At 54.0% G+C, this 11625-nt stretch carries 10 protein-coding genes and 4 tRNA genes; 13 read left to right on the top strand and 1 reads right to left on the bottom strand.

The genetic code is table 11. From position 1 onward, the window contains the following. Position 1: 1 nt before the first annotated feature. The gene (locus tag ACMV5I_RS21495; RefSeq protein WP_202671586.1) at positions 2-1393 is read right to left on the bottom strand and encodes an MFS transporter; all 1392 of its coding nucleotides are present in this window, start codon (positions 1391-1393) and stop codon (positions 2-4) included. A 340-nt stretch (positions 1394-1733) separates the two neighbouring features. Here ACMV5I_RS21495 and pncC point away from each other — a divergent pair, with 340 nt between their 5' ends. From pncC to luxS, 13 genes are all read left to right on the top strand, one after another. Then, positions 1734-2222 (top strand): nicotinamide-nucleotide amidase, encoded by a 489-nt coding sequence (gene pncC, locus ACMV5I_RS21490; RefSeq protein ID WP_059199884.1) that lies wholly within the window; start codon positions 1734-1736, stop codon positions 2220-2222. A gap of 112 nt (positions 2223-2334) precedes the next feature. Further along, entirely contained in the window at positions 2335-3399 is a 1065-nt protein-coding gene (recA, locus tag ACMV5I_RS21485) for a recombinase RecA (protein ID WP_065686951.1), read from the top strand. Between the two features lie 58 nt (positions 3400-3457). Beyond that, on the top strand, positions 3458-3991 hold the full coding sequence (recX, locus tag ACMV5I_RS21480; RefSeq protein ID WP_414825219.1) for a recombination regulator RecX: 534 nt from the start codon (positions 3458-3460) through the stop codon (positions 3989-3991). Between the two features lie 131 nt (positions 3992-4122). Beyond that, positions 4123-6750 carry an alanine--tRNA ligase gene (gene alaS, locus ACMV5I_RS21475; RefSeq protein WP_414825218.1) on the top strand — a complete coding sequence of 876 codons (2628 nt, stop codon included), beginning with the start codon at positions 4123-4125 and terminating at the stop codon, positions 6748-6750. 254 nt (positions 6751-7004) lie between these two features. Beyond that, complete coding sequence (gene csrA, locus ACMV5I_RS21470; protein ID WP_004091602.1) at positions 7005-7190, top strand: carbon storage regulator CsrA; 186 nt, start codon at positions 7005-7007, stop codon at positions 7188-7190. Positions 7191-7522: 332 nt separating this feature from the next. Further along, positions 7523-7615, top strand: a tRNA-Ser gene (locus ACMV5I_RS21465). A 3-nt stretch (positions 7616-7618) separates the two neighbouring features. Continuing rightward, a tRNA-Arg gene (locus ACMV5I_RS21460) sits at positions 7619-7695 on the top strand. 61 nt (positions 7696-7756) lie between these two features. Then, positions 7757-7833 (top strand) — tRNA-Arg (locus ACMV5I_RS21455). Between the two features lie 52 nt (positions 7834-7885). Next, positions 7886-7962: transfer RNA gene (locus ACMV5I_RS21450), tRNA-Arg, on the top strand. A 179-nt stretch (positions 7963-8141) separates the two neighbouring features. Beyond that, positions 8142-8708: a fructose-1-phosphate/6-phosphogluconate phosphatase gene (gene yqaB, locus ACMV5I_RS21445; RefSeq protein ID WP_121608801.1), complete on the top strand. Its 567-nt coding sequence runs from the start codon at positions 8142-8144 to the stop codon at positions 8706-8708. Next, positions 8705-9133, top strand: coding sequence for a YqaA family protein (locus ACMV5I_RS21440; protein WP_039996317.1), 429 nt, complete (start codon positions 8705-8707; stop codon positions 9131-9133). The genes yqaB and ACMV5I_RS21440 overlap by 4 nt, the downstream gene beginning before the upstream one ends. 81 nt (positions 9134-9214) lie before the next feature. Further along, positions 9215-10777, top strand: coding sequence for a glutamate--cysteine ligase (gene gshA / locus ACMV5I_RS21435; protein WP_121608802.1), 1563 nt, complete (start codon positions 9215-9217; stop codon positions 10775-10777). 164 nt (positions 10778-10941) lie between these two features. Continuing rightward, positions 10942-11457 carry an S-ribosylhomocysteine lyase gene (gene luxS, locus ACMV5I_RS21430; protein WP_021182180.1) on the top strand — a complete coding sequence of 172 codons (516 nt, stop codon included), beginning with the start codon at positions 10942-10944 and terminating at the stop codon, positions 11455-11457. The last annotated feature ends 168 nt before the right edge of the window (positions 11458-11625 follow it).

The following is an 11625-nucleotide window of genomic DNA, read 5'->3' as shown; positions in this document are numbered from 1 at the left end:
TTTATAGCATGGTGTAGGCTTTTTTCAGCCCGGTGTCGTCTTCGGGATCTGCACCTTGAGGCTGGGCTGGCTCTTCTTCCGGCAGAGGTTCCGCCAATGGAGCTTCTGCTAGCGGATCGGGAGCGGCCTCTGGCGCTGGCATCGTATCTTGAATGGTCTGCTCATCGAACGTCGGGTTTAATGCCGGGGAAAGTGGGGAACTGGAGAGGCTGTCTGGCATGGCGATATGGGGCACAGGCGCATCCTGTACAAACTGCGACTCATCCTGTTTGACCGTTCTGCTACAGGCCATAATCAATAGACCACACAGCGCGAAAAACACGTACAGGATATTCCCACCCAAAGGCTGGATCAGCGCACCGACGGCCAGCGGCCCGATGCTGGCCCCCACGCCAAATGCCATGAGCAGACAGGCGGCCAGGGAGACGCGGCGTTCTGGCTCAATCATGTCGTTGGCCAACGCTACTGCCAACGGATACAGCGTGAACTGCAACATGCTGACCATGAAGCCGACGATCAGTAACACCGGGAAATCGATATGGGGCAATAGGGCCAGTGGTAAGGCGGCAATCACCAGCAGCAGGGCGTTAACCCGCATCAGCAGCGTGCGGTTGTATCGGTCTGACAACCAGCTCAGCGGAAACTGCGCCACCAGCCCGGCAAAGATAGCAATGGCCATAAACAGACCGGTTTGCTGAGTGGTTAATGCCTGCTGGCTGGCATATACCGGCGCCAGCCCGTAGAAGGAGCCTACCACCATGCCGATCACCAGCGTGGTGGCCAACACTTTAGGGATAGCATGCACAAAATAGCGTAGCTCCATGGGGGCGGGCGACATATGCCGGGCATTGGTGCGGGTTGTCAGGGCGATCGGCACCAGGCAGAGGGAAAAACACAGCGCGATGAGCAGCAGCGTGCTGATGCCAAGGTTGGCTTGTAACATAAGCACGATCTGCCCCAGCGACATGCCAAGGTAGGAGGCCGCCATATAAAAGCCGAATACCATGCCGCGCTGATTGGATTCGGACTGATCGTTCAGCCAGCTCTCCAGCACCATGTACTGACACATCATACACAGGCCGATAATCAGCCGTAGCACCACCCAAACCGGGATGTATTCCGTCAGGCCGTGGCCTAGCACCGCTGCGGTAATGATCCCGGCGCAGGAGACATAGGCGCGGATATGCCCTACGCGAGCAATCAGAAAGTGGCCGACCTTGCCGCCGATCACCAGGCCGATGTAGTTGGCGGCGATAATGGCCCCGATCAGGGCGCCACTGACGTTGATGGAGGTTAACCGCAGGGAAATGTAGGTGGTCAGTAACCCTGAACCCAACAGCATCAGCAGGGTGGTGGTATACAGCGGAAAGAATACACCTAACGTTTTTTTCACTCGGCCTTCCTGTTTTGGTCGAAGATTGAGGCAAACGGGTTTGCCGCAACAAGCTGGACGTATCCCCGATACTAGCAGTTAGTACAACGGCTTAAAACCGTAGCGCTGCGAAGCGCATGGCATTTCGGCCGGTAAAATGCCGTAGAGGCTTGATAAATGCTACCATCAGGCGCATATACCTTGATTGCTGACAAAGTGACAATGTTGCTGAATTGGCAGAAGACACACATATTCGACCGTAGGGGCGCTGCATGCTGCGCCCGTCTAGCAGTACCCTTTACGTTGTGAGCCTGTTGGGGAATGTCTGCAGTTTTATAAACCATTGATTAATGGAGAGGCCATGAGTGAGAAGCGGTTGCGTGAGCTCAGTATTGCCGTCGGACAAAGGCTAAAGGCCAATGGGCGTTGGATCAGCTGCGCGGAGTCCTGTACGGGCGGCGGTATTGCCAAGGCAATTACCGATATCGCCGGCAGCTCGGCCTATTTCGATCGCGGCTTTGTCACTTACAGCAACGCGGCAAAGCACGAACTGTTAGGGGTGGCGGAAGCGACCTTGCAGGCTCATGGCGCGGTCAGTGAGGAAGTGGTGCGCGAGATGGCGCAGGGCGCGATGCACGCGGCCAAAGCCGATCTGGCGCTGTCGGTCAGTGGCATTGCCGGCCCAGACGGTGGCAGTGTGGAAAAACCAGTAGGTACCGTCTGGTTTGGTTTTGCCGAACGTTCCGGCCGGGTGCTGGCGCGCAAAATGCAATTTACCGGCGATCGCGATGCGGTGCGCCTGCAGGCAACCCTTTTTGCGCTGCAAACGGCGCTTGATGAATTTTTGTAAAATTAGGCTTGATACTGTATGACCATACAGTATAATTAGCGACAATTTCCTGCACAACATACATTCAGCGGCAATGTGAGTCACTCTGACATTGCGCAACGAAGGAGCAAAAATGGCTATTGATGAGAACAAGCAAAAGGCGTTAGCTGCAGCACTGGGCCAGATTGAGAAACAGTTCGGCAAAGGCTCCATCATGCGTCTGGGTGAAGACCGCTCCATGGACGTAGAAACGATCTCCACCGGCTCGCTGTCACTTGATATCGCACTGGGCGCAGGCGGCTTGCCAATGGGCCGTATCGTCGAGATTTATGGCCCGGAATCCTCCGGTAAAACCACCCTGACTCTGCAAGTTATTGCCGCTGCGCAGCGCGAAGGTAAAACCTGTGCGTTTATCGATGCCGAACATGCGCTGGATCCTATCTACGCCAAGAAACTGGGCGTGGATATCGATAACCTGCTGTGTTCTCAGCCGGATACCGGTGAGCAGGCGCTGGAAATCTGTGATGCGCTGACCCGTTCTGGCGCGGTTGACGTCATCATCGTCGACTCCGTAGCGGCGCTGACGCCGAAGGCGGAAATCGAAGGTGAAATCGGTGACTCACATATGGGGCTGGCGGCACGTATGATGAGCCAGGCCATGCGTAAATTGGCCGGTAACCTGAAGAACGCCAACACCTTGCTGATCTTCATCAACCAGATCCGTATGAAAATTGGCGTGATGTTCGGTAACCCGGAAACCACCACCGGGGGTAATGCCCTGAAGTTCTACGCTTCTGTCCGTCTGGATATCCGCCGTATCGGTGCGATCAAAGAAGGTGATGAAGTGATCGGCAGCGAAACCCGCGTGAAAGTGGTGAAGAACAAAATCGCTGCACCGTTCAAACAGGCAGAGTTCCAGATCCTGTATGGCGAAGGGATCAACAGCCGTGGCGAACTGGTCGATCTGGGTGTGAAACACAAAATGATCGAGAAGGCCGGTGCCTGGTACAGCTACAACGGTGAGAAGATCGGTCAGGGTAAGTCCAATGCCTGTAACTTCCTGAAAGAAAACCCGGCCATTGCTGCGGAACTGGATAAAAAACTGCGTGACCTGTTGCTGCACAGCAATGGTGAACCGGCTGCTGCCAGTGCCGAGAAGGCCGATGACAACGAAGCAGAAACCAGCGAAGAGTTTTAATCTTTGCCGGTGGGTATACGCCCCTTAGGGCGTATACCGATCACCAAGGCTTGCAGATATGAATGACGTAGGCTTCCAGCCTTCAGGTAATCAGCAAAATACGTTGATTAGCCGTGCGATGCGGCTATTGTCCCAACGCGATCATAGTGAAGCCGAACTGCGCCGCAAACTTGCGGCGCCACCATTTATGGCGAACGCCAGATTCGGTAGCAAATCCCCTACAGAACCCCCCGAAGAACCCGTCGATCCTGTAATCATTGAACAGGTGATTAGCTATTGCTACCAGCATAACTGGCTGGACGATCGGCGTTTCGCCAATAGCTTTATCGCCAGCCGCAGCCGCAAGGGATATGGCGCGCAACGTATTCGCTCAGAACTGATGCAAAAGGGCGTAGATAAAGAGATGGTGCAGGACGCCTTGGCGGAATGCGAAATTGACTGGTGTGAGCAAGCCAGGGAGATCGCGCTGCGCAAATTTGGCGATCCGTTACCGGTAGAATGGAAAGAGAAGGCCAAGGTGTTGCGCTATCTGCTCTATCGCGGCTTCTTCCAGGAGGAAATTCAGTCGATTTACCGTGATTTTGCGCAATGAATGCACACGGCGTTTTACTTCCCCCCGAAGAAAATTTATCTTATCCCCACATTTAGTTCGTGAACCAGAGGATATCGTCAGGATGTCGAGCCTCTTTCACGCATCGTTATTCTAGTCTTTCCGGGAAAATTATGAGCAAGAGCACCGCTGAGATCCGTCAAGCGTTTCTCGATTTCTTTCATAGTAAAGGCCACCAGGTTGTAGCAAGCAGCTCCCTGGTACCTAACAATGATCCGACATTGCTGTTTACCAATGCCGGCATGAACCAATTTAAAGACGTTTTCCTGGGGCTGGACAAGCGCGCCTACTCGCGTGCCACCACTTCACAGCGTTGCGTGCGTGCCGGTGGCAAGCACAACGATCTGGAAAACGTCGGCTATACCGCCCGTCACCATACTTTCTTTGAGATGTTGGGCAACTTCAGCTTCGGTGACTATTTCAAGCACGATGCCATCAGCTACGCGTGGGAACTACTGACCGGTGAAAACTGGTTCAACCTGCCGAAAGAAAAGCTGTGGGTCACCGTCTATGAGACCGATGACGAAGCCTTCGACATCTGGCAAAAACAGATTGGCGTGCCTGCGGAACGTATCATCCGCATCGGCGATAACAAAGGCGCGGCCTTTGCTTCCGATAACTTCTGGCAGATGGGCGACACCGGCCCATGCGGCCCGTGCACCGAGATCTTCTTCGATCACGGCGACCATATCTGGGGTGGCCCTCCGGGTAGCCCGGAAGAAGATGGCGATCGCTATATCGAGATCTGGAACATCGTGTTCATGCAGTTCAACCGTCAGTCGGATGGTACCATGCTGCCGCTGCCGAAGCCTTCGGTGGATACCGGTATGGGCCTCGAGCGTATCGCTGCGGTGCTGCAACATGTCAATTCCAACTACGAAATCGATCTGTTCACCACCCTGATTGCCGCCGTCGCTAAACTGACCGGCGCAACCGATATGGGTAACAAGTCGCTGCGCGTGATTGCGGACCATATCCGTTCTTGTGCCTTCCTGATCGCCGATGGCGTGATCCCGTCGAATGAAAACCGTGGCTACGTGCTGCGCCGTATCATTCGCCGCGCGATCCGTCATGGCAACATGTTGGGCGCGAAGGATACCTTCTTCTACAAGCTGGTTGCTCCGTTGATCGAAGTGATGGGCCCGGCTGCCGAAGAACTGAAACGCCAGCAGGCACAGGTTGAGCAGGTACTGAAATCCGAAGAAGAACAGTTTGCCCGTACGCTGGAGCGCGGTTTGGCGCTGCTGGATGACGAACTGGCCAAGCTGCAGGGCGATACCCTGGATGGCGAAACGGCATTCCGTTTGTATGATACCTACGGTTTCCCAGTGGATCTGACCGCTGACGTCTGCCGTGAGCGTGGCCTTAAGGTTGATGAGCAGGGTTTTGAGCAAGCCATGGAGGCTCAACGCCGCCGTGCGCGTGAGTCCAGCGGTTTTGGCGCGGACTACAACAGCCTGATCCGTGTTGACGGCGCAAGCCAGTTCAATGGTTACGATCGCGAAGAGCAACAGGCGAAAGTGACCGCTCTGTTCCGTGATGGTCAGCCGGTGGATGAGATCCATGCGGGTGAAGAGGCCGTGGTGGTGCTGGACGAAACGCCATTCTATGGCGAGTCGGGTGGCCAGGTCGGCGATAAAGGCTTGCTGAAAGCGGCTGGCAGCGAGTTCGTCGTGAGCGATGCGCAGAAATATGGCCAGGCTATCGGTCACCTGGGCAAGCTGGCTAGCGGCTCGCTGAAGCTGAATGACCGCGTTGATGCGGTAATCGACAGCGAACGCCGTAACCGTATCCGCCTGAACCACTCCGCCACTCACCTGCTGCATGCGGCATTGCGCCAGATCCTGGGTGAGCACGTAGCGCAAAAAGGCTCGTTGGTTAACGACAAGTACCTGCGTTTTGACTTCTCGCACTCCGAAGCGATGAAGCCAGAACAAATCCGCGCGGTAGAAGATTTGGTTAACCAGCAGATCCGTCGTAACCTGTCGGTCCAGACCGAAGTGATGGCGTTGGATGATGCCAAAGAGAAGGGCGCTATGGCGCTGTTCGGCGAGAAGTACGATGATCACGTGCGTGTGCTGACCATGGGCGATTTCTCCACCGAACTGTGTGGCGGTACGCATGCTAACCGTACCGGTGACATCGGCCTGTTCCGCATCCAGAGTGAGTCTGGTACCGCAGCCGGTATCCGTCGTATTGAAGCTGTGACGGGGGAAGGGGCGATAGCGACCTTGCATCAACAGAGTGACTTGTTACAGGATGTTGCTCACCTGGTGAAGGGTGACAGCAATAACCTGACTGATAAGGTGCGTGCGGTACTCGATCGCACTCGCGCGCTGGAAAAAGAGCTGCAACAGCTGAAAGATCAGCAAGCTGCGCAGGAAAGTGCTTCGCTGTCGAGTCAAGCCAAGCTGGTCAATGGCGTGAAGCTGCTGGTCAGCCAGCTGGATAACGTTGAGCCGAAGATCATGCGTACCATGGTTGACGATCTTAAAAATCAGCTGGGTTCTGCGATCATCGTGTTGGCCACGGTGGAAGAAGGCAAAGTCAGCCTGATTGCGGGTGTTACCAAAGATCTGACCGACCGGGTTAAGGCCGGCGAGCTGATCGGCAACATCGCACAGCAGGTTGGCGGCAAGGGCGGTGGACGCCCTGATATGGCAATGGCTGGGGGCAGTGATGCCAACGCCTTGCCTGCGGCATTAAACAGCGTAGAGGCCTGGGTGGCCGCGAAACTGTGAATATAAATAAATAGGCGCGTTACTGACGCCGTAAGCCACTGTGGCTTATGGCGTTTTTAGACTGTGCTAACACAATGTAGTGACAATTGCGGGAACAAAGTTTTCCAGGTCGGCTAAACTTATTCTTAATCTGGAGTGACACCAAGTCTGCTTACATTTATTGTGGGTTCTTGACTTACGTTTTCACTGCATATAATGGATAATGGCGGGGAAACTGAGAGACCCGACTCTTTTAATCTTTCAAGGAGCAAAGAATGTTAATTCTGACTCGTCGAGTTGGTGAAACCCTCATGATTGGCGATGAGGTTACGGTCACAGTGCTAGGGGTTAAAGGCAACCAAGTTCGTATTGGTGTGAATGCCCCCAAAGAGGTGTCTGTTCACCGCGAAGAAATCTACCAGCGCATCCAGGCCGAGAAGTCTCAACAGACGACTTACTGATTTCTAAGTAGCGTCTCGTTCTACAACGAGACGCTTCTTGCTTTTCTTGACCCGCTTTCCCCCTTCTTTTCACACTAACTGTTATCTCCCCCCATTTTTTTGCCAATAACTTTCCCCTGCGATCAAACTCCTATCCGCGGTAGCACGGCATTTTCTTGTTGATAAAGCACTCTTTTTGCCGCGAAATCACTCATGTTGCCTGTGATTTGTGCAAACGCGCGAGAGTTGGGAAAAATTGTTTGACTTATAAACCCACGAAAGTAATATGTGCGCCACGCAGTGCCGATGAGCTTCTCTAAAGCAAGTTAGGCACGATTCGCAAGAAGCGTACTGGTGAGGTGGCCGAGAGGCTGAAGGCGCTCCCCTGCTAAGGGAGTATGCGGTCAAAAGCTGCATCCGGGGTTCGAATCCCCGCCTCACCGCCATTTGCATCCATAGCTCAGCTGGATAGAGTACTCGGCTACGAACCGAGCGGTCGGAGGTTCGAATCCTCCTGGATGCACCATATTTTGCAGTATGGTGGGGTAGTAACGACATACCATACGGTATCAAAAAAGAATTCCTGTGCATCCATAGCTCAGCTGGATAGAGTACTCGGCTACGAACCGAGCGGTCGGAGGTTCGAATCCTCCTGGATGCACCATTCTTCAGTGACGTTTCACGGAACGAAACAAATTCGCTACAAAAATTAGATTGCATCCATAGCTCAGCTGGATAGAGTACTCGGCTACGAACCGAGCGGTCGGAGGTTCGAATCCTCCTGGATGCACCATCTTCTTAGAGAAACCCGCTTCGGCGGGTTTTTTACTTTTCATTTCTAAGTTCCCACCTTCTGTTTTCTGTCTTACGCAACCTCTTATCTACACCGCATTTTCCGTCATGCTCTGGCAGCGACAACCTTTCGGCTTTACGCTAAAGTAGCTTTCTTTGCTCAATGGTCATGGAGTCACGATGTACGATCGCTATCAGGGTCTGATCTTCGACATGGACGGTACCATTCTGGACACCGAGCCAACGCATCTCAAGGCGTGGCACGAGGTGTTGGCACGTTACGGAATGAAGTTTGATGCGGCCGCCATGACAGGGCTGAACGGTTCACCTACCTGGCGCATTGCTCAGGCGGTGATTGCCGCACATCAGGCCGATCTTGATCCTCATCAACTGGCCGCCGAGAAAACCCGCGCGGTAGAAAGCATGCTATTAGACACGGTGCGTCCGTTACCGCTGATTGAGGTGGTGAAGTCTTATCATGGCCGCCGTCCCATGGCGGTAGGGACGGGCAGTGAGCACCGGATGGCGGAGATGTTGCTGCGTCATTTAGGGCTATTCGACTGCTTTGATGCCATCGTCGGGGCTGATGATGTTCAACGCCACAAGCCGGAGCCGGATACCTTCCTGCGCTGTGCGGAGTTGATTGGCGTGCCTCCTGAGCACTGCGTGGTGTTTGAAGATGCCGAATTCGGCATTCAGGCCGCCAGAAGCGCCAATATGGCCGTGGTAGACGTTCGCACGCTGTGAGTAGTACGCTGGCGGTCATGTCGCTGTTTGGCAGCAGCTTCCTTAGTGCGACGCTGTTGCCTGGCAATTCAGAGATCGTGTTGGTTGCGTTGTTGACCAACAGCAGCGCTTCACCAGGTTTACTGGTGCTGGCTGCAACGTTGGGAAATACCCTGGGTGGGTTGACCAACGTCATTATCGGGCGCCTGTTACCGGCGTTGAAACCACAACGCGGGCTGGAAACGGCTCTTGGTTGGTTACAACGCTTTGGCCCGGCTGCGCTGTTGCTCAGTTGGGTGCCGGTTGTGGGCGATTTATTGTGCGTGTTGGCAGGCTGGCTGCGCATGCCATGGGGCTTTGTCACGCTGTTTCTGTGTATCGGAAAAGCGTTGCGTTACATCATCTTGACGATGATTACGCTGCAGGGTATCGCCTGGTGGCATTAACCAAGTGAATATAACTCAATATTCTCTAGGGAGCGGATTCAGTATGCTTACAGCTATCGTTTTTAGAAGCGGGAGGTCAATTTGATCCCGGACGTATCACAGGCGCTTTCTTGGTTGGAAGCCCACCCTCATGCATTAAAAGGGATCCGGCGCGGTATTGAGCGTGAAACACTGCGGGTAACCGCAGATGGCACGCTAGCCAGCACGGGTCATCCAGAACAACTGGGGGCGGCATTAACGCACCATTGGATCACTACGGACTTTGCCGAGGCGCTGTTAGAATTTATTACACCGGTTGATGATGACCTCGATCACTTGCTGACGTTCCTGCGTGACATCCATCGTCACGTAGCGCGTAATCTGGGTGATGAGCGCATGTGGCCACTGAGCATGCCGTGCTTTATCAACGCCGAGCAGGATATCGAGCTGGCGCAGTTTGGCACCTCCAATATTGGCCGGATGAAAACGCTGTACCGGGAAGGGTTGAAGAACCGCTACGGTGCGTTGATGCAAACCATTTCCGGTGTGCACTACAACTTCTCCCTGCCGCTGGAGTTTTGGCAGGCGTGGGCTGGCGTTGAGGATGAAGAGAGTGGTAAAGAGCAGATCTCTGCGGGATATTTCCGCCTGATCCGCAACTACTACCGCTTTGGTTGGGTGATCCCATATCTGTTCGGGGCATCGCCAGCCATCTGTTCCTCGTTCCTCAAAGGCCGGGAAACCGATTTGCCGTTTGAGCGCAATGAACGGGGCATGTGCTATTTGCCTTATGCCACCTCGCTGCGCCTGAGCGATCTGGGCTATACCAATAAGTCGCAGAGCAATCTGGGCATTACCTTTAACGATCTGCAAACCTATGTGCAAGGTCTGAAACGCGCTATTGCGACGCCTTCAGAAGACTATGCCAAGCTGGGAGTGAAAGAGGGCGATCGCTATCTGCAACTGAACAGCAACGTGTTGCAGATCGAAAACGAACTCTATGCCCCGATCCGGCCAAAACGCGTCACCCACAGCGGTGAGACGCCGTCAGATGCGCTGTTACGCGGCGGTATCGAATATATCGAGGTGCGCTCGCTGGACATCAACCCATTCTCGCCAATCGGTGTGGATGCGGTACAGGCGCGTTTCCTGGATCTGTTCCTGGTGTGGTGCGTATTGGCGGATGCGCCAGAAATGAGCAGCGATGAGTTGCTGTGCACCCGTAAAAACTGGAACCGGGTGATTTTGGAAGGGCGTAAGCCAGGCCAGACCATCGGCATCGGCTGTAACGATACCCGTGAACCGTTGGATAAGGTCGGCAAAGCGCTGTTTGGCGATTTGAAGCGCGTGGCCGAGGTGTTGGATAGCGAAGCGGGCGATCGACAATATCAGCAGGTGTGTGAACAACTGGTGGCGGCGTTTGACGATCCGGAGCTGACGTTCTCGGCCCGTATCCTCAAGGAAATGAAAGCGCAAGGCACCGGTAACGTTGGCCTGGAACTGGCGGAAAAATATCGCAAAATGCTGATAGAGGAGCCGTTGGAACTGCTGACCGAAGAGCAACTCGCTCAGGAGCAGCAGGCCTCGTGGCAACGCCAGCGCGACATAGAAGCCAGTGATACGCTAAGCTTTGAACAGTTCCTGAAGGAAAACGGCGGGGGCTGAAAAAGAAAAAGGCCACATCACTGTGGCCAAATACACATCTCTGAAAACAGTGATGATGATAACAAATGCGCGTCTTTCATAGATTAAGACCCGCAGGGTTGGAAAAGGTTTCATCGGTACGAAAAAAGTTTCGAAATAAATTCATTTTACCAAGAGGTGATGACATGCCACTGCTGGATAGCTTTACCGTAGATCATACTCGCATGGCGGCGCCGGCTGTCCGCGTTGCTAAAACCATGCAAACCCCTCATGGGGATACCATCACCGTATTCGATCTGCGTTTCTGTCGCCCGAATCTGGAAGTGATGCCAGAGCGTGGGATCCATACCTTGGAACATCTGTTCGCTGGCTTCATGCGCGACCATCTGAACGGTAACGGCGTGGAGATCATCGATATCTCGCCAATGGGCTGCCGTACCGGCTTTTATATGAGCCTGATTGGCGTACCGGAAGAGCAGCGCGTGGCCGATGCCTGGCAAGCCGCGATGGCTGACGTGCTGAAGGTGACTGACCAGCGCAAGATCCCTGAACTCAATGAGTTCCAGTGCGGTACCTACCATATGCACTCGCTGGAAGAGGCGCAGGAAATCGCCAAGCATATTCTTGAGCACGGCGTGGTAGTGAACCATAACGAAGAGCTGGCACTGCCGAAAGATAAGCTGCAAGAGTTGCACATCTAGATTCGGTGCAAAAACGCAGTGAAAAAAAGACGCGAAAGCGTCTCAGATTGATGACAAAGTCCTGGCCGTGAGGCCAGGACTTTGATCTAATAAGGTCAGTGCAAAAAACGGACTGACTGCCATGCTCAAAGAACCTTCTCCCCATCAGTACCAGTTTGAAACCATTAC

The organism is Serratia sp. T13T92 (assembly GCF_047530105.1).
In the GTDB taxonomy this organism is placed as follows: domain Bacteria; phylum Pseudomonadota; class Gammaproteobacteria; order Enterobacterales; family Enterobacteriaceae; genus Chania; species Chania fonticola.
The sequence above is the reverse complement of the archived record's forward strand: the minus strand, read 5'-3'. Positions and strand labels throughout refer to the sequence as shown.

Bases quoted from the DNA above. Each gene is read 5' to 3' on its own strand.
- pncC (WP_059199884.1), top strand. From the start codon at position 1,734: ATGAGTGAGAAGCGGTTGCGTGAGCTCAGTATTGCCGTCGGACAAAGG.
- recA (WP_065686951.1), top strand. From the start codon at position 2,335: ATGGCTATTGATGAGAACAAGCAAAAGGCGTTAGCTGCAGCACTGGGC.
- recX (WP_414825219.1), top strand. From the start codon at position 3,458: ATGAATGACGTAGGCTTCCAGCCTTCAGGTAATCAGCAAAATACGTTG.
- alaS (WP_414825218.1), top strand. From the start codon at position 4,123: ATGAGCAAGAGCACCGCTGAGATCCGTCAAGCGTTTCTCGATTTCTTT.
- csrA (WP_004091602.1), top strand. From the start codon at position 7,005: ATGTTAATTCTGACTCGTCGAGTTGGTGAAACCCTCATGATTGGCGAT.
- yqaB (WP_121608801.1), top strand. From the start codon at position 8,142: ATGTACGATCGCTATCAGGGTCTGATCTTCGACATGGACGGTACCATT.
- luxS (WP_021182180.1), top strand. From the start codon at position 10,942: ATGCCACTGCTGGATAGCTTTACCGTAGATCATACTCGCATGGCGGCG.